Source organism: Bacillus sp. ISL-77, assembly GCF_018613105.1.
The window spans coordinates 12,339-36,519 of record NZ_JAGGQY010000098.1; the positions used below are offsets into that span (position 1 = coordinate 12,339).

23 protein-coding genes are annotated in these 24,181 nt (G+C 39.3%); 17 read left to right on the forward strand and 6 right to left on the reverse strand.

What is annotated here, in order from left to right; translation table 11 throughout:
* The first annotated feature begins 3 nt into the window (after positions 1-3).
* The 3 genes from J7E77_RS29400 (at position 4) to J7E77_RS29410 (ending at position 4,099) form a co-directional block, all read left to right on the forward strand.
* The gene (locus tag J7E77_RS29400) at positions 4-987 is read left to right on the forward strand and encodes a diacylglycerol/lipid kinase family protein (RefSeq protein WP_214719057.1); all 984 of its coding nucleotides are present in this window, start codon (positions 4-6) and stop codon (positions 985-987) included.
* Positions 974-3,106, forward strand: coding sequence for a type I pullulanase (gene pulA, locus J7E77_RS29405; protein ID WP_214719058.1), 2,133 nt, complete (start codon positions 974-976; stop codon positions 3,104-3,106). Before J7E77_RS29400 ends, pulA begins: the two co-directional genes overlap by 14 nt.
* A 219-nt stretch (positions 3,107-3,325) precedes the next feature.
* On the forward strand, positions 3,326-4,099 hold the full coding sequence (locus tag J7E77_RS29410; protein ID WP_168245362.1) for a phosphotransferase family protein: 774 nt from the start codon (positions 3,326-3,328) through the stop codon (positions 4,097-4,099).
* Here J7E77_RS29410 and J7E77_RS29415 read toward each other — a convergent pair whose 3' ends face one another.
* Entirely contained in the window at positions 4,100-4,378 is a 279-nt protein-coding gene (locus tag J7E77_RS29415) for a YtzH-like family protein (protein WP_214719059.1), read from the reverse strand.
* A gap of 163 nt (positions 4,379-4,541) precedes the next feature.
* On the opposite strand from J7E77_RS29415, the gene trmB reads away from it, so the two are divergent.
* Together trmB and J7E77_RS29425 are read left to right on the forward strand one after the other, a co-directional pair.
* Positions 4,542-5,183, forward strand: coding sequence for a tRNA (guanosine(46)-N7)-methyltransferase TrmB (trmB, locus tag J7E77_RS29420; protein WP_214719060.1), 642 nt, complete (start codon positions 4,542-4,544; stop codon positions 5,181-5,183).
* A gap of 98 nt (positions 5,184-5,281) precedes the next feature.
* On the forward strand, positions 5,282-6,124 hold the full coding sequence (locus tag J7E77_RS29425) for a YtnP family quorum-quenching lactonase (RefSeq protein ID WP_214719061.1): 843 nt from the start codon (positions 5,282-5,284) through the stop codon (positions 6,122-6,124).
* 404 nt (positions 6,125-6,528) lie between these two features.
* On the opposite strand, the gene J7E77_RS29430 is transcribed toward J7E77_RS29425, so the two are convergent.
* On the reverse strand, positions 6,529-6,858 hold the full coding sequence (locus J7E77_RS29430; RefSeq protein WP_214719062.1) for a PepSY domain-containing protein: 330 nt from the start codon (positions 6,856-6,858) through the stop codon (positions 6,529-6,531).
* Between the two features lie 192 nt (positions 6,859-7,050).
* Here J7E77_RS29430 and J7E77_RS29435 point away from each other — a divergent pair, with 192 nt between their 5' ends.
* The 6 genes from J7E77_RS29435 (at position 7,051) to murC (ending at position 14,176) form a co-directional block, all read left to right on the forward strand.
* A complete protein-coding gene (locus J7E77_RS29435; RefSeq protein ID WP_168245358.1) occupies positions 7,051-8,124 on the forward strand; it encodes a M42 family metallopeptidase in 1,074 nt (357 codons plus the stop codon).
* Positions 8,125-8,184: 60 nt separating this feature from the next.
* Positions 8,185-8,688, forward strand: a complete 504-nt coding sequence (locus J7E77_RS29440; protein ID WP_214719064.1) for a DUF84 family protein — start codon at positions 8,185-8,187, stop codon at positions 8,686-8,688.
* A gap of 81 nt (positions 8,689-8,769) precedes the next feature.
* On the forward strand, positions 8,770-9,084 hold the full coding sequence (locus J7E77_RS29445) for a thioredoxin family protein (RefSeq protein WP_214719066.1): 315 nt from the start codon (positions 8,770-8,772) through the stop codon (positions 9,082-9,084).
* 95 nt (positions 9,085-9,179) lie between these two features.
* On the forward strand, positions 9,180-9,968 hold the full coding sequence (locus J7E77_RS29450) for a DUF1444 domain-containing protein (protein WP_214719094.1): 789 nt from the start codon (positions 9,180-9,182) through the stop codon (positions 9,966-9,968).
* 163 nt (positions 9,969-10,131) lie between these two features.
* The gene (locus tag J7E77_RS29455; protein WP_214719068.1) at positions 10,132-12,639 is read left to right on the forward strand and encodes a DNA translocase FtsK; all 2,508 of its coding nucleotides are present in this window, start codon (positions 10,132-10,134) and stop codon (positions 12,637-12,639) included.
* A 235-nt stretch (positions 12,640-12,874) separates the two neighbouring features.
* On the forward strand, positions 12,875-14,176 hold the full coding sequence (gene murC, locus J7E77_RS29460) for a UDP-N-acetylmuramate--L-alanine ligase (RefSeq protein ID WP_214719070.1): 1,302 nt from the start codon (positions 12,875-12,877) through the stop codon (positions 14,174-14,176).
* A gap of 37 nt (positions 14,177-14,213) precedes the next feature.
* On the opposite strand, the gene J7E77_RS29465 is transcribed toward murC, so the two are convergent.
* Positions 14,214-15,329: an aminopeptidase gene (locus tag J7E77_RS29465; RefSeq protein WP_214719072.1), complete on the reverse strand. Its 1,116-nt coding sequence runs from the start codon at positions 15,327-15,329 to the stop codon at positions 14,214-14,216.
* A 223-nt stretch (positions 15,330-15,552) separates the two neighbouring features.
* On the opposite strand from J7E77_RS29465, the gene J7E77_RS29470 reads away from it, so the two are divergent.
* The 5 genes from J7E77_RS29470 to ccpA all read left to right on the forward strand — a co-directional run bounded on the left by J7E77_RS29470 (position 15,553) and on the right by ccpA (position 19,505).
* Positions 15,553-16,014 (forward strand): DUF948 domain-containing protein, encoded by a 462-nt coding sequence (locus tag J7E77_RS29470; RefSeq protein WP_214719074.1) that lies wholly within the window; start codon positions 15,553-15,555, stop codon positions 16,012-16,014.
* A 20-nt stretch (positions 16,015-16,034) separates the two neighbouring features.
* Complete coding sequence (locus tag J7E77_RS29475) at positions 16,035-16,529, forward strand: YtxH domain-containing protein (protein ID WP_214719076.1); 495 nt, start codon at positions 16,035-16,037, stop codon at positions 16,527-16,529.
* Between the two features lie 95 nt (positions 16,530-16,624).
* The gene (gene ytxJ / locus J7E77_RS29480) at positions 16,625-16,960 is read left to right on the forward strand and encodes a bacillithiol system redox-active protein YtxJ (protein WP_214719077.1); all 336 of its coding nucleotides are present in this window, start codon (positions 16,625-16,627) and stop codon (positions 16,958-16,960) included.
* Positions 16,961-17,178: 218 nt separating this feature from the next.
* The gene (locus tag J7E77_RS29485) at positions 17,179-18,258 is read left to right on the forward strand and encodes a bifunctional 3-deoxy-7-phosphoheptulonate synthase/chorismate mutase (protein ID WP_214719078.1); all 1,080 of its coding nucleotides are present in this window, start codon (positions 17,179-17,181) and stop codon (positions 18,256-18,258) included.
* A gap of 248 nt (positions 18,259-18,506) precedes the next feature.
* A complete protein-coding gene (ccpA, locus tag J7E77_RS29490; RefSeq protein WP_214719079.1) occupies positions 18,507-19,505 on the forward strand; it encodes a catabolite control protein A in 999 nt (332 codons plus the stop codon).
* A gap of 36 nt (positions 19,506-19,541) precedes the next feature.
* Here ccpA and J7E77_RS29495 read toward each other — a convergent pair whose 3' ends face one another.
* Genes J7E77_RS29495 through J7E77_RS29505 form a run of 3 tightly spaced genes read right to left on the reverse strand, consistent with a single transcriptional unit; the run spans position 19,542 to position 22,027 of the window.
* Positions 19,542-20,714 carry an acetoin utilization protein AcuC gene (locus tag J7E77_RS29495; RefSeq protein ID WP_214719080.1) on the reverse strand — a complete coding sequence of 391 codons (1,173 nt, stop codon included), beginning with the start codon at positions 20,712-20,714 and terminating at the stop codon, positions 19,542-19,544.
* Entirely contained in the window at positions 20,711-21,358 is a 648-nt protein-coding gene (locus tag J7E77_RS29500) for an acetoin utilization AcuB family protein (RefSeq protein ID WP_214719084.1), read from the reverse strand. Before J7E77_RS29500 ends, J7E77_RS29495 begins: the two co-directional genes overlap by 4 nt.
* A gap of 36 nt (positions 21,359-21,394) precedes the next feature.
* Positions 21,395-22,027, reverse strand: coding sequence for a GNAT family N-acetyltransferase (locus tag J7E77_RS29505; protein ID WP_214719086.1), 633 nt, complete (start codon positions 22,025-22,027; stop codon positions 21,395-21,397).
* 221 nt (positions 22,028-22,248) lie between these two features.
* Here J7E77_RS29505 and acsA point away from each other — a divergent pair, with 221 nt between their 5' ends.
* On the forward strand, positions 22,249-23,967 hold the full coding sequence (gene acsA, locus J7E77_RS29510) for an acetate--CoA ligase (protein WP_214719090.1): 1,719 nt from the start codon (positions 22,249-22,251) through the stop codon (positions 23,965-23,967).
* Positions 23,968-24,181 lie beyond the last annotated feature (214 nt).

The following is a 24,181-nucleotide window of genomic DNA, read 5'->3' on the forward strand; positions in this document are numbered from 1 at the left end:
AATATGAAACAAATTTACTTTATTATTAATCCAAAAGCTGGAAATGGCCACTGCTTTAAGATTTGGAAACGGGTGGAACAGCAACTCAAAGTTGAACAGGTGTCCTACTTTGCATTCTTTACCGAATATCCAGGCCATGCCAATATCCTTGCCAGCCAAATTGCGTTAAAGAACCCTGAGCAAAAGATGATCATCGCTGTTGGCGGAGATGGAACGATGCATGAAGTGGTAAATGGAGCAGTGAAGGATAATAATATTACACTGGGATTTATCCCTGGTGGGTCTGGAAATGATTTTTCCAGAGGATTTCAAATTCCTGTCGACCCCGTGGAGGCATTAGCAGTGATTCTCCGCCTCGCGAAACATAAGGGTCTGCCGATTGATATTGGAAAAATTACCATGGATGATTCGAATCAGCACTATTTTATTAACAATATGGGTGCTGGGTTTGATGCAATCATTTCTTATGAAGTTAATCAATCCCGGATGAAGGCTTTACTCAATAAACTTTCGTTGGGCAGGTTGGTTTATGTTTATTTTCTATTAAAAAAATTATTTACTTATAAAACCTCAACAATTGATTTATCAATTGACGGTGAAAAGCATATATTTGAACAAACATGGTTTGTAACGGTTTCCAATCAACCATATTATGGCGGTGGAATGAAAATTGCCCCTGTGGCCGAGCCTGATGATGGACTTTTTGATATAACCGTTGTTCAACGATTATCAAGGTGGAAGCTGTTACTCGTTTTTATCAGTGTGTTTTGGGGGAAGCACATCCATTTTAAAGAAGTGAAAACTTATAAAGGAAAGGATGTTTCTATCCAATTCCCTTCAGCCCTTTTTGTTCACGCAGATGGGGAGCATATTGGATTTACTCCTTTGAATATACATATTCAAGCAAGAGCTTTGGAAGTGTTGTCGAGAATAAAACGTCCGGAAGAAGTGGAGTTGAAAGAGAGGGACTCGAATGATTGCTACTGACCGAAATTTCTTTGCCTATCTAGATGAGATGAAGATCATTACGATTCTTCTACCACTTTCCTATCATCACGGTTTGTCATCCGCTTTCTTGATTTCTAGTGATTTTCAAGAACATCCCTTGAAAATCATCGAGAAGAAACAAATAGATAATAATATGAAATATATTTGTGAATTTTCAAAAGATTATTCCTTTGAAAAACAATATGTGATTATTGATGAACATGGCGGGAAAACAGACCTGCATATTGGTGCAGTGATTCGAACGGACGCCTTTGACGAGAAATTCTATTATGACGGTAATGACCTTGGTGTTACCTTTCATGCTGGCCAAACCTGTTTTAAGCTATGGGCCCCAACCGCCACACAAGTTAAATTAAAGTTACGTCCTGCTAATAGCAGTTTCTCAGAAATTGTAAAAATGAAACGAGAGGATCGCGGCATATGGTCTGTTACTGTCAACCGTGAATTAGAATTTTATCAATATAGTTTCCTCATCCTAGTTAATCAAGAATGGCGAGAGGCTACAGATCCTTATGCTAAAGCTGTGTCGGTCAATGGCGAGCTTGGAGTGATTGTGAGGCTTGAGAAAACACATAGGCTGCGTCCAAACTTACCCGCTATTGAAAATGACGTAGATGCAATCATTTATGAAACACATATTAGAGACTTAACGATTCACCCTAAAAGTGGTGTAAAGAATAAGGGACTTTATCTAGGTGCGGGCGAGCTAAATACAAAAGGGATCGACGATGAACCTACAGGATTATCTTATATAAAAGACCTTGGTATTACCCATATAGAATTCCTCCCCTTCCATGATTTTGCTGGCGTCGATGAACTGCAACCAAATAATGAATATAATTGGGGATATAATCCTCTCCATTTCAATGCTCCCGAAGGAAGCTATTCAACGAATCCTGCCGATCCATATTCAAGAATCGTGGAGTTAAAACAGTTAATTGATCATGTTCATAGTCTTGGTCTTCGAGTGATTATGGATGTGGTTTATAATCATGTTTACATCCGTGAGAATTCCTCCTTTGAAAAGGTGGTCCCGGGCTATTATTTCCGTCATAACGAAATTGGACTCCCTTCCAATGGTACTGGGGTTGGGAATGACATTGCATCAGAACGAAAAATGGTCAGAAAATATATTGTGGATTCGATTCGTTATTGGCTGGAGGAGTATCATATCGATGGTTTTCGCTTTGATTTGATGGGGATATTGGATGTAGAGACCATGAACGAAGTAAGGAAAGTGTGCGACAGCCTGTCAAAAGGAACAATCATCATCGGTGAAGGCTGGAGTCTCAACACACCTCTTCCAGTTGAGCAGAAAGCAACAATAGCAAATCAGGCAAAAATGCCACAAATAGCTCAATTCAATGATAAATATCGTGATTGTATAAAAGGTAGTTCATTTAACTTGTTTGATAAAGGCTTTGCCTTAGGAAATGAGCACTACGTTGAGGCCGCTAATGAGGTTATAATGGGCAGTATCGGTTTTACGAAACAGGGGTTGGCCCTTTTTAATGAACCCTTTCAATCTGTGAACTATGTGGAGTGCCATGATAATCATACAATGTGGGATAAACTTATTGCGTGTCTCCCTGATGCAGAGGATTCTTTACGAATAAAATATCATCGTCTCGCAACGAGTATTGTCTTATTATCACAAGGAATTCCATTTCTCCACAGCGGCCAAGAGTTTTTTCGAACAAAAAAGGGTGATGGAAATAGTTATCGTTCTCCTGATCCAATCAATCAACTTGATTGGGATAGAAAGATAATATATAAAGAAAACGTAAAATATATTAAAGGACTTATTCAAATCCGTAAATCTCTTTCTTCTTTCCGAATGAGAACTTCTGCTGAAATCCGTGCAAATATACGACAATTACCATTAGCTGCACCGGTGTTGGGTTATTTGTTTAATAGGGAAGATGATGTAATCTTATTAATTAACCCTTCGTCAAAGAAGCAAACGATTTCGATACCAGAAGGGGACTGGGCTGTTTTAGCTGACCATGAACAAGCTGAAATTTCCTCCAAAAAGATTTTGCATGGTGGCGAAGTTTTGATGGAGCCAGTTTCCATAAATGTTTTGCTAAAAAAATAGTTTCTTCAGATTTACTTGACGAAAAAAGGTAATCCGAGATAAAATTTATTAAGATGGCTATTGTGTGCAATGGTTTCAATAGCTTTTTTTTATTTCTAAAAAATAAAAAGCTGTTAATGAAACTGTGGTAATATAGGACCTTCCGGCAGCGCAGGTTTTACCTCTTAGAAATAAGGGGAATGAGCCCATTAGAACGGCATAAATTGAAGGTGAGCAATTTTGGATCATATACTAGGACAAGAATGGGAAATTACCCCTGCTGGAGGCAAAACAGGTGAAGCCTTTTATGCGAAATATAAAGACCAAAGGCTTTTTTTAAAGCGGAATTCTTCTCCGTTCCTTGCTGTACTCTCAGCAGAAGGCATCGTCCCGAAGCTTGTTTGGACAAAACGGTTGGAAAGTGGAGACGTCATAACTGCACAGCAGTGGCTTCCCGGCAGAGAGTTAAAGCCGTCTGAAATGAACCAAGAACTCGTGGCGAGACTGCTTAAGAAAATTCATTGCTCCGAGCCAATGCTAGGAATGTTAAGTCGATTAGAGAGCTCTCCAATGCATCCTGAACCGTTATTGCAAAGAGTTGCAAACGAGTTAGATGAAGAGGTACTCCTAATGCCTGAATCGCAAAAAGCAATGAACTTTTTAAAAAAAGAAGCTTTAAATGTTTATTGCGATGAAAAGGTGGTTTGTCATGGTGATGTCAACCATAACAACTGGCTGCTTGCAGAAGACAACCAGTTGTACTTGATTGATTGGGACGGGGCAATGATTGCCGACCCCGCCATTGACCTAGGGCTGCTCCTTTATTGGTATATTCCAGAAGAAAATTGGCAGGATTGGCTTAAGCTTTACGGAAAAAAGCTGACAGACAACCTAAAACTGCGCATGAAATGGTATGTGACCATTCAAACTCTTTCTTCTATCCAATGGTATAAAAATAAAAATCGCTTGGAAGAAATGAACAAATGGATAAAGTTCTTAGATGGAATTCTCTAGTTAAGAAAACTGACCAATATCGCTAACCCAATTGGATAAATTTTCTTGGTTTGATAAGATGTGTTGATCTAAATCTGCTGTTCCAACCCCATGTTGGCTGTACTGATATACTTCCTGTAAGATATTTTTAACATTTTGATCAACCTGTGTATTAACCATTAGGGATTTCACTAAGCGTTCCAGTTGTTCACATTCTGAAACGGACCCGCAGCAATCTGTTTGATGATTGTTTAATATATCTTTTAATAATGTAACTTGGTCATCATGACTTAATGGCATGAATGTACACCCTCTCAAGTGTTATTTAAAAACAAGAATTCACACTGTTAGGTTGTGAATTCTTTTTTTGTTTATGCATCATCTTATTTCCATATAGTTAAACTTGTAAGGACAAATGGTGCATGATATGTAGTAAACAATATTATTTTTAGGAGTGTCATAAATGAGAGTCAGACATAAACCTTGGGCAAAGGAAAAAATAGAGCAGCATCCCCAATATATAGTTGCCAATCCAGAACAATATAAAGGAAAATGGCATGTAGTATTTGAAAACGATCATCCACTTCATATTGAAGTGGGCACAGGAAAAGGTCAATTTATTACGGAAATGGCGAAAGCAAATCCGGGGATTAATTATATTGGGATTGAAATATACGACAGTGTCATCATTACAGCATTGGACCGCTTAATTGAAGCCGATTTACCGAACCTCAGGCTTCTTAACGTAGATGCAAATGATTTAGCAAAATACTTTACAAAGAATGATGTGGACCAGGTCTATTTAAACTTTTCTGACCCATGGCCAAAATATCGTCATAGAAAAAGAAGATTAACATATAAGGATTTCTTGAAGCTTTATGAGGATATTATGGTTGATGGTGGAGAAATCCATTTCAAAACCGACAACCAAGGGTTATTTGAAAATTCTTTAATGAGCTTTTCGGAGTACGGTTTATTATTAAAGTACATTAGTCTAGATCTTCATAAAAGTGATTATGTAGGTAACATCATGACAGAGTATGAAGAGAAATTTTCAGAAAAAGGAAGTCGCATTTATCGTTGTGAAGTAAAGTATCAAAACTAAATTTTAGGGACAGTTCAATTTTGAACTGTCCTTTTTCGTTTCTCTAAATAGTTAGTCAATGTTAATATATAGAAAAAGGCACAAAGGGGGATGGAAAGTTGGAAACATTAAAAATAGGCGGCGTATCATTGACGTGGTTATCTGGAGGGGTAACCAATTTAGACGGTGGTGCCATGTTTGGGGTTGTTCCAAAAGGGTTATGGTCCAAAAAATATCCACCCAATGAGAAAAATCAAATTGAATTGCCAACAGATCCCATGTTACTTCAAATGGATGGAAAGAATTTCTTAGTAGAAACCGGTATTGGAAAAGGAAAGTTATCGGAAAAGCAATTAAGAAATTTTGGAGTCACCAAGGAATCGGAGCTTGATGAATCATTAATAAAATTAGGGTTAAAAGCAGAGGAGATCGATTACATCCTGATGACCCATATGCACTTTGACCATGCAGGCGGCCTAACCAAGTTTGAAAATGATCAATATGTTTCCTCATTTCCCAATGCACAAATTATTACCTCACAAGTAGAATGGGACGAAATGCGTAACCCCAATATTCGTTCGAAAAATACATACTGGAAAGAAAACTGGGAAGCCATTGAATCACAGGTGGTTCCTTTCAAGGAAAACTGGAATTTAGGGGCGATTACAATGGTCCATACGGGCGGCCATAGTGATGGACATTCTATCCTTGTCATAGAGGACGAGGGAGAAATGTTAATTCATATGGCAGATCTGATGGCAACACTTGCCCACCAACCGGTATTATGGGTAATGGCCTATGATGATTACCCTATGACCTCAATAGCGGCAAAGGAAAAATGGCTGCCATACGGCTTTAAAAAAAATGCATGGTTCAGCTTTTATCATGATGCCTATTACCGGGCAGTGAAATGGGACGCTGACGGAAAGCAAATTGTGGAGAGCATCAAGAGGGGAAGGTAGGGTGAAAATAGCCGAAGGTACCATTCATGAGAACGGAAATGCTTTTAGAGTCCTCAAGAGAGGTTCATGAGGACACAAATTGAGTTGGGAAAGCGAAAAGTGTCCTCATGAGGTGTTCATGAGGACAAAAATAGGAACGGGAAAGCGAAAACTGTCCTCATGAGGTGTTCATGAGGACAAAAATAGGAACGGGAAAGCGAAAACTGTCCTCATGAGGTGTTCATGAGGACAAAAATTGGGATGGGAAAGCGAAAACTGTCCTCATGAGGTGTTCATGAGGACAAAAATTGGGATGGGAAAGCGAAAACTGTCCTCATGAGAGGTTCATGAGGACACAAATCCGATGGGAAAACAAAAATGTCCTAATGTCCTTGCCTCTGTACAAGGCGCGCTTACGCTTAATCTTATGATACAAGTTCCTCGGATAAATTACGCACATCTAATAATGTTCCCGTTCGGGCATCAGCAATGAATTCAAATTGTTCGTTTGTGCCATTGTTGTTTTTAGAAATACCACCTTTGTAAACACGATAATTGATTTGCTGCTTTTCATACGGCTCTGCTTCCATATGTATCCATGACCCGCTAATCGGCCCATTCTGATTAAATTGTTTTTTGACTTGCTCTAATACTTTTTCAGGTGAAACAGGGGTCTTACAGTTAACCATTTCTTTAGCAGCAAATCCACCGATAATACCAACTGCTGCACCGAGGAAAAACGACTTCCAATTCATAACAGGACCTCCAAAAAAATAAATTTGGAAAAGATTACTATCAAGAATTCTCTTCTTTAGTATATCGTATTTGCCATGAGGAACATAATATTACAAATATTAAATTCAATTGTTGGAAAGAGAAATCGAAGTTCTGTAATATAAAAATATCTACATAAACTACCAAAGAAATCCAAAGGAGCCTCAAAAAAAATGAATGAACAAACCTTAAAGCTTTTTCAAACGTTAACAGAGCTTCCAGGTGCCTCTGGAAATGAACACTTAGTAAGAAAATTCATGAGAGAACAACTGTCACAATACTCAGATGAAATAGTTCAAGACAATCTTGGCAGCATCTTTGGTGTGAAAAGAGGTTCGGAGACTGGTCCAACCGTAATGGTAGCCGGTCATATGGATGAAGTGGGCTTCATGGTGACTTCTATAACGGATAATGGAATGCTTCGTTTTCAGCCGCTTGGCGGATGGTGGAGTCAGGTTATTCTTGCCCAGCGTGTTCAAGTAATGACAAATAATGGTCCGGTGATTGGTGTCGTTGGTTCCATTCCACCACATCTATTGGACGATGCAAAACGCAACAAACCAATGGAAATTAAAAATATGCTGATCGATATCGGCGCAGATGACCGTGAAGATGCAAAACGAATTGGGATTAAGCCAGGTCAGGCGATTTTGCCTATCTGTCCATTTACTCCTATGGCTAATCCGAAAAAAATATTAGCTAAAGCATGGGATAATCGCTACGGCTGTGGTTTAGCGATTGAATTGCTTCAAGAACTTAAAGACGAAACCTTGCCAAATACTCTCTATTCAGGTGCAACGGTGCAAGAAGAAGTAGGCTTACGTGGTGCCCAAACTGCCGCCAATATGATTAAACCTGACCTCTTTTTTGCACTGGATGCAAGTCCTGCCAACGATATGACAGGAGATAAACAAGAGTTTGGCCAATTAGGCAAAGGGGCCTTGCTCCGGATTCTTGACCGGTCTATGGTTACTCATCGCGGGATGAGAGAGTTTGTACTAGATACAGCGGAAACACATAATATCCGTTACCAATATTTTGTTTCACAGGGTGGAACAGATGCCGGTCGTGTCCATCAATCGAATGAGGGCGTTCCAAGTGCTGTCGTTGGTATTTGTTCTCGGTATATTCATACGCATGCCTCCATTGTTCATGTTGATGATTATGCAGCGGCTAAAGAGTTAATTGTTAAACTAGTCAAGGCTTGTGACCAAACAACGGTCGATTCCATTAAAGCCAACAGCTAATTTTAATGGGGGGCATTTTACACTATGCCTCCTTTTACTATGTCTAAAGGAGTTACTAGAATGAAAATTATCATTGGATCAAAGAACCCAGCTAAAATTACTGCAGTAAAAAACAGTTTTTCTCATGAAGATGAGTTTGTTTCCTTAGATATCCCATCGGGTGTCAGCGAGCAGCCTTTTTCCGACGAAGAAACGATAAGAGGAGCCATTAATCGAGCGGCAACTGCCTTAAAGCAGGGAAATGGCGATATTGGGATTGGCCTTGAGGGAGGCGTCCAGGAAACGAGTTATGGTTTGCTTATTTGTAACTGGGGGGCTCTTGTATCAAGTGGGAGGGAGCCGATTATTGCAGGTGGAGCAAGACTCCCGCTGCCTGAAGAAATAGCCATTCGATTAAGGGCAGGTGAAGAACTCGGACCGGTTATGGAAGATTATGCGAAAAAGGAAAATGTAAGGAAACAAGAAGGTGCAGTCGGGATTTTTACAAATGGAATGGTGAATCGTTCTGAAATGTTTACTCATGTTATGAACCTTTTAGTGGGACAATATCAAAGGAGCAAATAATTGGACTGAAATGCAGCAGGACTGATATGATTTGTGAAGATGTTACGAAAAAGGTCATATATTCAAATGGAGGCGTTGAATTTGAAGAATTTAGAATCAGTTGAGCAATTTGAACAGCTGCGAGATCATGGGAAAACGATCTTCATGTTTTCTGCAGGCTGGTGCCCCGATTGTCGCGTGATCGAGCCGGTTCTACCAGAAGTAGAATCCAAATTTAATGAGTATACATTCATTCATGTAGACCGTGATCAGTTTATTGATATATGTCAGCAATTAGACGTCTTTGGGATCCCGAGCTTTATTGCTTTTGAAAATGGGAAAGAGCTGGGTCGATTCGTAAGTAAGGACCGAAAAACGCAAGAAGAAATTGAAGGTTTTATTTCGGGTTTGAAATAAAAAAGTCCGAAACCCTCCATCACCTTTTGAGATGGAGGGTTTTTATTGTAAAATAAGCTGTGCAGCTCCTAAAATGGAGGGATTAAATGATGAAAATGGATAGCAGAAAAATGAAAAGTGAATTAGAACAGCGCTTGGCTAGAAAAGATCGTTTAATAACTTATGACCGTGAGAAGGACCAACTTCGATTTGAAAGTAAAGTGTCCGGTAAAGGTATAACAGTAGCATTACCTGGGATTATTGCCAAATGGCATAGTGAAAAGGAAAAAGCCATTGATGAAGTCGTTTATTATATCGAAGAAGGGCTCCGTGCGATGGAGGACGACATTCAATTAACCAATCATGAGAAAAAAATCTTTCCCGTTATCCGCTCCACTTCTTTCCCATCAGAAGCAGAAGAGGGTGTGCCATTCTTAGTTGACGACCATACAGCGGAAACAAAAATATATTATGCGTATGATCAAGGCAGTACGTATCGGCTAATTGACTCGCGTATCATGGCTAAAGAGGGCTGGGAAGCTAAAAGGATTAAGGAAATTGCCTTATTTAATGTAAGATCCCTGTCGACTCCTTTAAAAGAAGACCGAGTGGCTGGCAATAGTTTTTACTTCCTCAATACCAATGATGGATACGATGCAAGCAGGATCCTAAATAAGGGATTCTTAAATGAAATGGAGAAGCAAATTACTGGTACGATGGTACTTGCTGTTCCACATCAGGATGTATTAATTATCGCTGATATTCGTAATGACAGAGGCTATGATGTGCTAGCGCAAATGGCAATGAGCTTTTTCGCAAACGGTCATGTACCAATCACTGCCCTTTCATTTTTATATGAAAATGGTGAATTAGAACCTATTTTTATTTTAGGAAAAAATAAATAATTAAAATAGAAGAAGGATCACATCAAGAAAGGTGATCTTTTTTCATTGCACGATATTTAGTCTGTATGTATTTTGACTCATTTCAAAGAATTATGTCGAAAAAATATGAAAAACTGATAAAATAGAGTGATAGTGAAAGTTGAAAGTAGAAAGAGTGATAGTTTTGAGCTGGTTCCAAAACTTTTTTCAAAGATTAAAAAAAGAGGAAGATGATGAAGAATTTGACGGTTATATTTTACATAAACATGAAGGTCCGCCTTTACTAAACAAATATGAAAATCTAAAGGATTTGGATACAAAAATATCCTATCAATACCCAAAGGGAAGCAATCGTCCTTCTTATACACCCATTCCTAAGGTAACTCAGAAAGTGAAGGAAGAAACATTGCGTCAAAAACGAACAGAGCGGCTTCCGGAAAAAAGAAAAATGACGGAAAAGTCTGTGGTTCAAACAGTCAAAAAGGAAGTGCCTAAAAGCAAACAAGAACCGCTGCCTAAAAAGAGGGGTCCCTTCCAACCAACAGAAATTCCTTCGCCTGTTTTTGGATTTAATCAGCGGCCTAAGAATACGGATATCATAGTCGAGCATGAATTAAGCCATTTTTTAAACGATGATGTTGAAAATCGGTTTGATAGTTTAGTTGTTTCAAAAGAAATGATGACCGAAACGGAGAAAACTGTACCATTTGTAAACGATGAGGAACTGCTAGAGGTGGAAACAACTTGGTTAGAAATTAATCAAGAAGAACAAGTGGGCCTTATCGAAGAAAAGCCATCATCTGAACTGCTGGAACACACGATCGAAGAGATTGCTCCAATTCCAATGGCAGAAATTCAGATAGAATTGGTTGAAGTTGAAGAGGAAGTAACACAAGAAGAAGTGACAGAGGAAGTAACAGAGGAAGAATCAACAGAAGAAGTAACACAAGAAGAATCGTCAGAGGAACGGGAAGAAGATTCAATAGAGGAAGTAAAAGAATTAATTGCAGTTTCAACAGAATCCATCGAGGAAGCGGAAGTAGTTGAGGCTTTACCTGAACCGCCCGCACCGAAGCGATCTAATTTGCCATTTAATGTGATGATGTTAAAACAAGATAAACAGAAATGGGAAGAGCGAAAACGAAAAAGAGGACTCGAACAGCCGTCTGAGGTCCCAACTGAGAATAAGCAGGCAGAGAAGGTTAGTCAAGTAATTGACCTCTTCCCAATCAAGGAAAAAGAGAGTCTGACACCTACGGATGATGGCTATTATGTATTCCCAACAGATAGTTTACTTAACCCTCCTGTTACTGTGGTGAATGATACCAAATGGTTACTAGAGCAAGAGGAGATTTTAAACGAAACCTTACAAAACTTTAATGTAGGTGCAAGTGTTGTTAATGTGACACAAGGTCCTTCCGTCACCCGCTTTGAAGTTCAGCCGGAGCCGGGTGTAAAGGTAAATAAAATAACTAACTTAAGTGATGATATCAAGTTAAGCCTTGCCGCAAGAGATATTCGGATTGAAGCTCCTATTCCGGGAAAACATACTATTGGGATCGAAGTTCCAAACCAAAAGTCGCGACCTGTATTCATTAACGAAATTATTCAAAGCAGCATCTTTAAAGAATCTACGTCACCATTAACAGCGGTACTTGGCCTTGATATTGCCGGAAAACCGATTGTAACTGACTTAAAGAAGATGCCCCACGGATTGATCGCAGGAGCGACCGGGTCAGGAAAGAGCGTTTGTATTAACACGATTTTAGTTAGCTTGCTATTTAAGGCGAGCCCAGAAGATTTAAAGCTATTGCTGATTGATCCAAAAATGGTGGAACTTGCTCCATACAACCGTATTCCACATCTTGTTAGTCCAGTTATAACGGATGTAAAGGCGGCAACAGCTGCATTAAAATGGGCTGTAGATGAAATGGAAAGACGTTACGAACTATTCGCCCATACTGGCGTTCGTGACATTAACCGCTTTAATGAATTGGCTATAAAACATAAACAGTATTCAGATAAACTTCCATTCATTGTTATTGTCATTGATGAGTTAGCCGATTTAATGATGATGTCCCCAGCAGATGTGGAAGAAGCAATTTGCAGGATTGCTCAAAAGGCTAGGGCCTGCGGTATACATCTCATCGTGGCAACACAAAGACCTTCGGTGGATGTGATAACTGGATTAATTAAAGCTAATATTCCGACACGAGTCGCCTTCTCTGTTTCTTCTCAGGTCGATTCGCGGACGATTATTGATATTAGCGGTGCAGAAAAGTTGCTAGGACGCGGCGATATGTTATTTTTAGAAAACGGCTCCTCTAAACCCGTCCGTCTGCAAGGAACGTTTGTATCGGATGAAGAGATTGATCTAGTGGTGGGTCATGTGAGAGAGCAGCGGGAGCCAGAGTACTTGTTCGAGCAAGAAGAACTATTAAAAAAAGCACAAGTAACCGAAAATGAAGATGAACTTTTTTATGAAGCCTGCGAATTTATTATTGACCAAGGCGGTGCTTCCACTTCAAGCCTGCAAAGGCGGTTTAAAATAGGATACAACCGAGCGGCAAGGTTAATGGATATGCTTGAGACCCATGGGTATATTACCAGCGCAAATGGAAGCAAGGCACGTGAGGTTTTAATTACCTTAGCCGATTTAGAGTCAATTCAAGATGCTAGTGCAAATAATTAATCTATAGTATTCTTTAATGACAGGAACAAATAATATATAGTGGACTGACTAGTGCGGCCGTAAAGATTTTAGGTCCGCAAATAGTTTTTCAGGATGAACAATGTTATAATTATTAAATATGTTTTTACAAGTAACTGAATTTTTTAGGGTGCAATAGCACTCAGTTTTTCTTATTAGCAAATACAGACAGATGTCATATACTGTTATACAGATAGACGTTGTTGGAGGTTCTTCTATGACTATTTACCATTTTGTAGGTATAAAGGGGTCTGGAATGAGTGCACTCGCACAAGTTCTACATGATATGAAATTTAAAGTGCAAGGCTCCGATGTCGAAAAGCGCTTTTTTACACAACTGGCCCTTGAACAATCAGGGATAACGATCCTTCCCTTTCAAAAGGAGAATATCAAGCCAGGAATGACGATTATTGCAGGAAATGCTTTTCCAGATACCCATGAGGAAATTCAAGAGGCGATGAAGCTAGGTCTCCCTATTGTGCGATACCATCGGTTTTTGGGCGACTTTATGCAGAACTTTACTAGTGTTGCGGTCACCGGTGCGCACGGTAAGACGTCTACAACAGGTTTACTCGCCCATGTGATTGAAGGGGCTAAACCTACCTCGTTTTTAATTGGTGACGGAACAGGTAAAGGTAAAGAGGGCTCGGAATACTTTGTATTTGAAGCCTGTGAATACAGAAGGCACTTCTTGTCTTATTTTCCTGACTATGCGATTATGACAAATATCGATTTTGATCATCCCGATTACTTTGCTAATATTGATGATGTCTTTTCGGCATTTCAAGAGATGGCCATTCAGGTAAAAAAAGGAATATTTGCTTATGGCGATGATGAACAGCTTCAAAAAATCCAAGCAAAGGTCCCTGTCTTGTTTTATGGTTTTGGCGAGGAGAATGACTATCAAGCCAAAAATATTGTGAAAACAACAAGTGGAACGAGCTTTGATGTATTTATTCGCAATACATTCTATGATACATTTTCCATCCCAACCTTTGGTGATCATAGTGTGTTAAACGCACTTGCCGTTATTGGATTGTGCCATTATGAAGAAACAAATGTAGAGATAGTCAAGGACCAATTAACTACCTTCCAAGGTGTAAAAAGAAGATTTTCCGAAAAAAGAATTGGGACGCAGATTTTAATTGATGATTACGCCCATCACCCAACTGAAATTAAAGCAACTATCGATGCAGCTAAGCAAAAATATCCGGATCGGAAAATTGTGGCGGTCTTCCAGCCACATACTTTTTCACGCACTCAAGCGTTCTTAGAAGACTTTGCGAAAAGTTTACGTGAGGCGGACAAAGCCTATTTGTGTGAGATCTTCGGCTCTGCTCGTGAAAATCATGGAAAACTATCAATCAAGGATCTCCAGGACCGAATTGAAGGTTCTGAAATAATTACCGAAGAAAATACATCCGTACTAAATGAACACGAAAACAGCGTAATTATTTTCATGGGCGCTGGAGATATTCAAAAATTCCAAGAATCATACGAAAAACAATTAACTAAATAAAAAGATGGATGCCAGCGACTGTTGGCATCCATCTTTTTTATTTAAGGTTTTCAGGATTTAACACTTCTAATTCAGGAATAACGAACAGACCATCTTTGCGGATTAATACCTCATCAAAATACATCTCCCCACCGCCATACTCAGGACGTTGGATATTAACCATATCCCAGTGGATATTTGAATGGTTTCCATTAAAGGCATCATCATAGCATTGTCCAGGAGTAAAATGGAAGCTGCCAGCAATCTTTTCATCAAACAAGATATCTTGCATTGGATTGAGGATAAAAGGATTTACCCCAATGGCAAATTCCCCAATATAGCGGGCCCCTTCATCCGTATCAAAAACTTTATTGATCCGGCTAGAATCGTTAGACTCAGCTTCTACAATTTTCCCATCTTTAAAAGTCAGCTTCACATTTTCAAATGTATAACCTTGATACGGAGATGGAGTGTTATTAGTGATAACCCCATTAACGGAGTCCTTAACAGGCGCAGTATAAACTTCACCATCAGGAATGTTTAACCGTCCAGCACATTTAATGGCTGGAATATCCTTAATGGAAAAGCTTAGATCCGTTCCTGGACCAGTAATTCGTACTTTGTCAGTACGATCCATAAGCTCCTTAAGACTATCCATTGCTTTATCCATTTTTCCATAATCAAGGTTACAAACATCAAAGTAAAAGTTTTCAAATGCTTCCGTACTCATCTTTGCTAATTGTGCCATGGACGAAGTAGGATATCTAAGAACAACCCATTTGGTCTTAGGAACACGGATGTCACGATGGACCTTTTTACCAATGGTATTACCATGGACTTTCATTTTATCATCAGGAACATCTGATTGTTCACTGATGTTATCACCCGAACGAAGACCTATGTATGCATCCATATTGCTCATCACATTTGCTTCAAATTCTGCCATCATGTTAAATTGCTCTTCCTGTGCACCTAATAAAAGAGAGCGATCCACTTGATGGTCCTTTAAGAGCACAAAAGGGTACCCTCCTGCAAGATAGGCTTCCTTCACGAGGGCAGTCACAAGTTCACGCTGAAGCCCAAAGTTTTCAATTAATACTTTTTCTCCCTTCTGAAGCTGTACCGAGTAATTAATTAGATTTTTTGCCAGTTTCTCAATACGTGGATCTTTCATATTTTTACGCCTCCAACAGAATTAAGTAAGTACACACATATTGTAACCGAATAAAGGCCGAAAGTTGAAAAATAAAATTCTGCTCCTAATCCGAGATGAAATTTTTATTAGAAGCGGCAGGAAATGAAGACAATTTTATGGAAGTAGTATAAGATAATTAGCGAGGTTTATATCTATACTTGATGGGTAATACATATTGATAGGATTAAGGCGGAGGTGCACGATGCAAATTATTTTATACTTAAGCGTAGCCTTGATAGCGATTGCGTTTTTTGTACTTGTCATATTTTTATCGACAACACTCAAATCATTTCAGGTTACACTTACAAACGTTTCGAAGACATTATCTGGATTAGAAAAACAGTTGGAGGGTGTTACAGCAGAAACCACGATTCTTTTACAAAAAACAAACGCTCTAGCTGACGATATTAAGCAGAAATCCGATAGTTTAAATAGTGTGGTTGGAGCCGTAAAAGACGTAGGTACAACCGTCACTAAATTCAATGGGACTTTACAAAACATTACTCAATCTGTAGATAAACAAGTAGAGGAAAGTAAAGAAAAGGTCTCGCAAATTGTTCAATGGAGTCATATCATTCTTGAATTAAAGGATAAGTGGCAAGCTAGGAAGCAACAAAAAAACAGGATAAGCTTAGACGAGGGCAAGAAGGTTAGATCCCATTAGAATATAGAGGAGGAAAACAAATGCCTAATAGAGAATATGATTCACGGGATACGAATCAAACTCGGAATGAGGAGTCTTCCAATAGCTTTTTGCTGGGAGCAATTATCGGAGGAGTGGTTGGTGCAGCTGCGGCACTGCTTTTGGCTCCCAAGTCCGGAAAAGATCTCCGCAATAAGTTTAATAACCAAGCTGGAACGATCCTCGATAAAACAGCTGACATGCGTGAAAATGTAATGACAAAAAGCAATGAATTAGCGTCCAAAGGATCCAGCCTTTCCCAAGGAATTGTCCTACAATCTCAAGAACTATTGAACAAGGTAAAAGGAAAAATAACGAACCAAGACGAGTTGAAAGAAGAAGGAGAATTAAACTATATTCCTCTTCATACTCCAAAAGAAAAGATAGAATCGAAGAGGTCAATCGAAATTGGACCCCTTGATAGCTCAGAAATAAGAAAAAAGCTGGAAGAAGCCGAAAAGGCCTTTGATGAGGAAGAAAATAAGGTTAAACTATAAAAATTAGTCGCAAGCTAAATCTGTTTATTTGTTATAAAAACGGTGGAGTGATAAAATTACTTCACCGTTTATTTATTTTCTGGAGGTATGTACACATGTTAGAGAAAATTGATTCAATTGAACAATTTGATGAAGTATTAAAAAAGGAGAGTACGTTTTTTCTCTTAAAGCATAGCCTAACGTGTCCGATTAGCCATGCTGCATATAAGGAATATGAAAAATTTGCAAATGAAAATCAAGCTATACCCACTTATTTCTTAGCTGTTCAGGATTCTCGTCCGTTGTCTAATGAAGTAGCAGAGAAATTTCAAATCAAACATGAATCGCCACAAACCATCTTGTTTTCAAACGGAGAGCCTTTATGGAATGCTTCCCACTGGAAAATAACAAGTCGTTCTTTGACAGGTGCTTTTGGTGAAAATCAATCATAATATATTACAAAACGCTTTAGCACTTAAAAGCGTTTAATCATTAAAGAAAAAACAAGTGACAAACAAATATTTATCCGCTATAATAAGGCCTAATTATTAAATTGTTATAATATTTAAATTCTTAAACTTGAACCGATATTATAATGACAGAAGAAAAAAGGCATTCAGAGCTTTATTTTAAAGAGTTCTGATTAGCAAAGGAAGGACGGGGACGAAGGATGGGCAAAAAAATTGAATTAGAACAATTGAGGTCGCGTGTCGATGAACTAAACTTAGAATTGTTGAGGTTAATTAATGAAAGAGCACAGCTCGTTCAGGATATAGGGCGGGTTAAAGAAAACCAAGGGGTTTACCGTTACGATCCAGTCCGTGAAAGAAAAATGCTTGATATTATCAAAGAGCATAATGATGGCCCTTTTGAAAATTCGACCATTGATCATATTTTTAAAGAGATTTTTAAAGCTGGTCTTGATCTGCAACAGGATGACCATAGTAAAGCCTTACTTGTCTCCAGAAAAAAGCAGCCTGAAGACACCATTGTTACCTTAAAGGGTGAAAATATTGGCGATGGCAAACCACACTTCGTTTTTGGTCCATGTGCAGTCGAGTCATATGAGCAAGTGGCAACTGTAGCAAAAGCAATGAAAGAAAAAGGATTAAACCTATTACGTGGCGGAGCTTACAAACCTAGAACATCTCCTTACGATTTCCAAGGGCTAGGTGTTGAGGGATTAAAAATCTTGAAACGTGTTGCAACGGAATTTGATATGGCTGTTATTAGTGAAATTGTTAACCCTGCTGATCTTGAAATGGCTTGTGACTATATCGATGTCATTCAAATTGGGGCACGTAATATGCAGAACTTTGAACTGTTAAAAGCAGCAGGTTCCGTCAAAAAACCTGTTCTGTTAAAAAGAGGGATTGCGGCTACAATCGAAGAATTTATCAATGCTGCCGAGTACATTGCGGCTCAAGGGAATGGGCAAATCATCCTTTGTGAGCGTGGCATAAGGACTTACGAACGTGCTACAAGAAACACTCTAGATATATCAGCAGTACCTATTTTAAAGCAAGAAACACATTTACCTGTAATGGTTGACGTAACGCATTCTACAGGTAGAAGAGACTTATTATTGCCATGTGCGAAAGCCGCGATAGCAATTGGTGCAGATGGTGTTATGGCAGAGGTTCATCCAGATCCAGCAGTGGCACTTTCGGATCAAAAGCAGCAAATGGATCTTAATCAGTTTGATAAATTCTATAATGAACTGCTTGCATCCAATTATGTTCGACTCTAATTTCAAGTAGATAGTTTTATGAAAAACCTTCTGCAACTCCTTTGCAGGAGGTTTTTTTGATAATATTTAGCTATTTAGCAAAAAATGTTGACAAATGCAATTGCGGCTTTAATCTTCTTGTCGTATCATTAAATACATATTAAAGATTGTTTACGTTCTCACAAACAAAAACAAAAACTAAATGTTTAAGTTTATACAAGCTGATGTAAAATAAAGAAAACGATGTTCGTTTTAGGAGAGTGTGTTAAGTGAATATTACTATTTATGATGTAGCAAGAGAAGCCAGTGTTTCAATGGCAACCGTTTCCCGTGTGGTTAACGGAAATCCAAATGTAAAGCCAGTGACCCGCAAAAAGGTGTTAGAAGTTATTGACAGATTAGGCTACCGTCCAAATGCTGTCGCTAGAGGATTGGCAAGCAAAAAAACTACTACAGTTGGAGTTATTATTCCAGATATTTCAAATATCTTTTTTGCCGAATTAGCCCGTGGGATTGAAGATATTGCAACGATGTATAAGTACAATATCATTTTAAGTAATTCCGACCAAAACAAAGATAAAGAATTACATTTGCTTAATACTATGCTCGGTAAACAAGTGGATGGATTAGTCTTCATGGGTGGTAATATTACAGCCGAACATGTGGAGGAATTTGAAAAATCACCGGTACCGATTGTGTTGGCAGGATCGATTGAAGAATCAAACAAGATGCCTTCTGTAAATATTGATTATGAAGAAGCTGTATATGACTCAATCAAGGAATTTATAGAAAAAGGTCATAAGAATATTGCCTTTGTAGTTGGACCTCTTCATGAACCTAAAAATACGTTCAAGAAGTTGAGAGGGTATCAAAGGGCATTACAAGATTCCAGTATTCCTTATAATGAAGAACTTGTGGTTGAAGGAGATTATACGTACGATTCTGGGATTGAAGCGATAGAAAAACTTCTTGAAGTGGCAGACCGACCTACAGCCATCTTAGTGGGTTCTGATGAGATGGCACTAGGCGTTGTCCATGGTGCAGAGGACAAAGGCTATAAGATCCCTGAAGATTTTGAGGTTATCACATCTGACAATACAAGGCTATCACTAATGGTGCGCCCGCAGCTAACAACCATTGTTCAGCCATTATATGATATTGGCGCGGTTGCAATGCGGCTCTTAACCAAATTAATGAACAAAGAAAAGGTGTCAGAACAAATTGTGGTTCTCCCACATCGGATTGAACACCGACAATCAACAAAGTAAAAAAATGGGTGGCCACATGTTGGCCACCCCATTTTTTTATACGGACTCGCTCTTTTGCTGACTTCGAATCGGATAAAGTGCTTTTTCTAGGGTTAATAAATTCTTTTCGGTAATTTCTGCTTTTCTAGGGATGGGAGTATATAAGTTGTCTGGATCGTCCCATTCCTTTGATAACGAAACAGGAGCTTCCTTCTGCCAGGAAGCTAACCACTCCTTAGGTAAACTGCCATAACAGTTTGAGTTTTCTATCATTTCCAGCCAAATAAGGGCCCATGCTCTTGGAACTACCCTCCAGATATCATAACCGCCGCCGCCGACAGCAATCCACTTCCCGTTACAATACTGATGGGCAATTTCATGTGCAAGCCTTGGTATCTCTCGATAGATTTTCATTGTTGAAGAAAGGTGTGTTAAAGGGTCCAAATAATGGGAGTCTGCACCATTTTGGGTTAGAATCACATCCGGTTTAAAAAACTCAGCCACTTCTCTAAACGCATGTGTGTAGACCTGCAGCCACGATTCATCTTCGGTAAAGGCATCAACGGGGATGTTAAAGGAATAGCCATAGCCTAACCCTTGACCGCGCTCATTTACATTGCCTGTACCTGGAAATAAATATCTTCCTGTCTCATGGATCGACAGGGTACATACGCTTGGATCATCATAAAAGGACCATTGAACCCCATCTCCATGATGTGCATCGGTGTCCACATATAAGACACGAGCATTATATTTTTCCTGAAGATATTTGATGGCTACCGAGCTATCATTATAAACACAAAATCCAGATGCTTTTCCTCTGAATCCGTGATGCAATCCTCCGCCAAGATGAAGAGCGTGAAGTGCCTTTCCAGTCATAACCTGATCGACGGCCGTTAATGTCCCCCCAACAAGTGAGGCGCTCGCTTCATGCATGCTAGGGAATATAGGAGTGTCTTCCGTCCCAAGGCCATAGTTTTCTGCTATCTCTTGTGGCAATTGGCCATTCCCTGCCTTTTTTACTGCTTCTATGTAACTTAGGTCGTGTATTAAGGCTAACTCTTCCGTAGATGCCATTCTTGGCGGGATGACATCATCTGGATTAAGAGCATTAATCTTCTCTAATAGGTCCACTGTTAACTTAAGCCGGAATTGGTCAAAAGGATGCTGATTGCTGAATTTATATTTCAGCAGCTCGTCTGAAAAAATAAAGGAACACTTATCGCTCATATTGAAATCCCCGGAAGGTTTGGCCATAATACATGAAAGCCAGCCTGTTTAAGGTCTTGAATTAATACAGTGGGATTCATAGTTTGCAATCTTATCACAAGTATTTTATATTGCTCATCTGTTTTATCAGGGTAAACTAATACACTCAATATATTTGCTTTCCGGTTCTTAATAACAGCAGTGATTTCACTGAGTTTACCCGCAAGATTAGGAATCTTAATTTCAATTTGTGATCCTGGCTGATGGGCCCCTGTTAATTCAACCAATGTCCGCAGCAAATCTGTTTCGGTCAAAATTCCAACCAATTCCCGGTTATTTATGATCGGCAGACAACTGATTTTATGCTCATAGAAGAGACCTGCCACTTCCTCGACGAAATCAAGAGGATGGCCTGTAATGACATTTCGTTCCATAATCGCATCAAGTGGCTTTTTCATATCCTCTGGATGCTCATTGGCATGAAAAATAGATGGAGTTGCCTCATGTATTTTCGAAACAGTGACAAGACCAACTAAATGTTTCTCCTCATTAATTATAGGAATATGGCGGATTTTTCTTGACTCCATTAATTGGATTGCATCCGCAATGGTATCTGTTGGCAGAAGTACTGCAACATCTATTTTCATGATTTGTTCTACAATCATCAGAAAATCCTCCTTACCAAAATATCATTAAAATGATTAATACATAAACCGGTTCATAAATCTGAGACGGTCAAATTTTTGGATGGTTTCCATATCGATTCTTTTTCCCATCCTAGCCATGAGACAATTAGCAGGGTGTGAACAAATTTCAGGATCATCGGTTGCATACCACTCAAGGCCACCCGCATTCATCATTTTTTCCATGATCTTCCTATACTCCCACACATTTAGTTTGGTACCTTTTAAATCCCAGTGCCAATAGTACTCTGTTGTGATGGTAAGATAATCTTCCATCGCATCATCCATCATGGAGACAATTAATAGGCTTTTTCCGACTGCACATCCCCTAAATTGAGGAATCACCTCGATGGCACCTAATTCGATTAAATTATCCATTTTGCCTTCTGACCATCGTTCAAGCGGGTCAGGATATAGAAAAGTAACATATCCGACAATTGTGTTTCTGTTCCTTGCAATAATAATTCTACCTTCTGGAAGCTCAGCAATACCAATTAAAGCCTGATGCTGCTGTGCAGGAGGGCGGAAGGCAGTGAGGTTCTCGTGAAATTCATAGCCAGCAAGTTTATCTGAAGTAATAGGCCCTTCAACAATTATAGACCCGTGAGGTGTCTTTAATTGTTTGGCATTGTATGTCTTTTTGTGTTCCATACGGTCACCTACCCTGGAAAAATCTTTCTAATTATAGTTCTATTATACATAAAATCTATTACAGAATAGTAACTTCACAAAATTTTCTGTCTTATGGTAAAAAATTATTGACATTTTATGTATAAATATAAAAGAATAATAATATAGTACTTTTTTAAAAATTGTGAATAGTTATTATTTGTACTATAATAATTTAAAATAAGGTCAAAGGGGGAGATTGTATGAAAGTGGAAGCGTTGCCAGTTGTGCAAGGGGATCATAATCTAGGTAATTATCAAGAAATGTACAAGCATTTCGACTGGAAGGAAACAGAAAAGGAATTTACATGGAGTGAAACGGGGCTTGTCAATATGGCGTATGAGGCCATTGACCGTCACGCGAAAACCTTCCGGAAAAATAAAGTTGCACTATACTATCGTGATGGTTCAAGAAATGAGAAGTACACCTTTAAAGAAATGAAAGATCTATCAAACAAAGCGGGCAATGTGTTAAAAACTTACGGGGATGTAGAAAAAGGTGACCGTGTATTTATTTTTATGCCGCGCTCTCCAGAACTTTACTTTACCGTTTTGGGTGCAATCAAGCTTGGGGCTATTGTTGGTCCTTTATTTGAAGCATTCATGGAAGGGGCTGTCAGGGACCGTCTGCAAGACAGTGAAGCGAAGGTTTTAGTCACGACACCTGAACTGTTGGACCGGGTACCTGTTCAAGACCTGCCTGCACTGAAGCATATTTTCCTTATCGGTAATAATGTTGATGAACAAGGCCGATACATTGACTTTTTGAAAAAATTTGAAGCCGCTAGCAAGGATCTTCGAATTGAATGGGTTGACAGAACGGACGGCTTGATCCTGCACTACACATCAGGCTCAACAGGAAAACCAAAAGGCGTATTGCATGTACATAATGCCATGCTTCAGCATTACCAAACAGCTAAATGGGTGCTCGATCTAAAAGAGGATGATGTTTATTGGTGTACTGCTGACCCAGGCTGGGTAACTGGTACTTCTTACGGTATCTTTGGGCCGTGGTTAACAGGGACATCGAACGTAATTGTAGGCGGTCGATTTAGTCCAGAATCCTGGTATCAAATGATTGAGGACTTTGGTGTAACCGTTTGGTACAGTGCTCCTACAGCATTCCGAATGTTAATGGGTGCAGGTGATGAATTGGTTAAGAAATTTGACCTAAGCAGTCTCCGTCATGTTCTAAGCGTCGGGGAACCATTAAACCCTGAAGTTGTTAAATGGGGGGCAAAAGTATTCAATAAGCGAATTCATGATAACTGGTGGATGACAGAAACTGGTGCGCAATTGATTAGTAACTATCCTTGTATGGAAATTAAACCAGGTTCAATGGGGAAACCGATTCCAGGTGTAGAAGCAGCGATTGTTGATAATCAAGGGAATGAACTTCCGCCGTATCGGATGGGGAACCTCGCGATTAAAAAAGGCTGGCCTTCCATGATGAATACAATTTGGAATAATCCAGAGAAATATGAATCTTACTTTATGCCAGGCGATTGGTACGTTTCAGGCGATTCTGCTTACATGGATGAAGAGGGCTATTTCTGGTTCCAGGGCCGTGTCGATGACGTTATTATGACCTCAGGGGAGCGCGTAGGACCGTTTGAAGTAGAAAGCAAGCTTGTCGAGCATCCTGCCGTTGCTGAAGCCGGTGTCATCGGTAAACCAGACCCAGTTCGTGGTGAAATTATTAAAGCCTTCATTGCACTCAGAGACGGCTATGCTCCAACGGACGAACTAAAAGAAGAAATCAGGCAATTTGTGAAAAGAGGTCTTGCCGCTCATGCAGCACCAAGGGAAATTGATTTCCGCGATAAGCTGCCGAAAACAAGAAGCGGGAAAATCATGAGACGTGTGTTAAAGGCATGGGAACTAAACCTGCCAACAGGTGACCTTTCTACGATGGAAGATTAAAGGCCAGTCCTCCATAATGGGAAAAGACAATGACTTGAGCCAGGCTAGTGCCTGGCTTTTTGCTTTATTTAGTAGAGTGCTCGGATAGGGCGTTGGTTAAAAAAGAGAGTGGCGGATAAAATGCCGAAGGAAGTCTCATTTTTTCACTTCTGGCTAAATGAAGCAGCTTTCATTGACCGTGAGATCTTATTTTATTGGTAATCGGTAAATGAAC

Excerpts from the sequence above, each read along its gene's own strand:
- J7E77_RS29400 (WP_214719057.1), top strand. The coding sequence starts at position 4 with ATGAAACAAATTTACTTTATTATTAATCCAAAAGCTGGAAATGGCCAC.
- pulA (WP_214719058.1), top strand. The coding sequence starts at position 974 with ATGATTGCTACTGACCGAAATTTCTTTGCCTATCTAGATGAGATGAAG.
- J7E77_RS29415 (WP_214719059.1), bottom strand. The coding sequence starts at position 4,378 with ATGCCATTAAGTCATGATGACCAAGTTACATTATTAAAAGATATATTA.
- trmB (WP_214719060.1), top strand. The coding sequence starts at position 4,542 with ATGAGAGTCAGACATAAACCTTGGGCAAAGGAAAAAATAGAGCAGCAT.
- J7E77_RS29430 (WP_214719062.1), bottom strand. The coding sequence starts at position 6,858 with ATGAATTGGAAGTCGTTTTTCCTCGGTGCAGCAGTTGGTATTATCGGT.
- J7E77_RS29435 (WP_168245358.1), top strand. The coding sequence starts at position 7,051 with ATGAATGAACAAACCTTAAAGCTTTTTCAAACGTTAACAGAGCTTCCA.
- J7E77_RS29440 (WP_214719064.1), top strand. The coding sequence starts at position 8,185 with ATGAAAATTATCATTGGATCAAAGAACCCAGCTAAAATTACTGCAGTA.
- J7E77_RS29450 (WP_214719094.1), top strand. The coding sequence starts at position 9,180 with ATGGATAGCAGAAAAATGAAAAGTGAATTAGAACAGCGCTTGGCTAGA.
- murC (WP_214719070.1), top strand. The coding sequence starts at position 12,875 with ATGACTATTTACCATTTTGTAGGTATAAAGGGGTCTGGAATGAGTGCA.
- J7E77_RS29465 (WP_214719072.1), bottom strand. The coding sequence starts at position 15,329 with ATGAAAGATCCACGTATTGAGAAACTGGCAAAAAATCTAATTAATTAC.
- J7E77_RS29470 (WP_214719074.1), top strand. The coding sequence starts at position 15,553 with ATGCAAATTATTTTATACTTAAGCGTAGCCTTGATAGCGATTGCGTTT.
- J7E77_RS29475 (WP_214719076.1), top strand. The coding sequence starts at position 16,035 with ATGCCTAATAGAGAATATGATTCACGGGATACGAATCAAACTCGGAAT.
- ytxJ (WP_214719077.1), top strand. The coding sequence starts at position 16,625 with ATGTTAGAGAAAATTGATTCAATTGAACAATTTGATGAAGTATTAAAA.
- J7E77_RS29485 (WP_214719078.1), top strand. The coding sequence starts at position 17,179 with ATGGGCAAAAAAATTGAATTAGAACAATTGAGGTCGCGTGTCGATGAA.
- J7E77_RS29495 (WP_214719080.1), bottom strand. The coding sequence starts at position 20,714 with ATGAGCGATAAGTGTTCCTTTATTTTTTCAGACGAGCTGCTGAAATAT.
- J7E77_RS29500 (WP_214719084.1), bottom strand. The coding sequence starts at position 21,358 with ATGATTGTAGAACAAATCATGAAAATAGATGTTGCAGTACTTCTGCCA.
- J7E77_RS29505 (WP_214719086.1), bottom strand. The coding sequence starts at position 22,027 with ATGGAACACAAAAAGACATACAATGCCAAACAATTAAAGACACCTCAC.
- acsA (WP_214719090.1), top strand. The coding sequence starts at position 22,249 with ATGAAAGTGGAAGCGTTGCCAGTTGTGCAAGGGGATCATAATCTAGGT.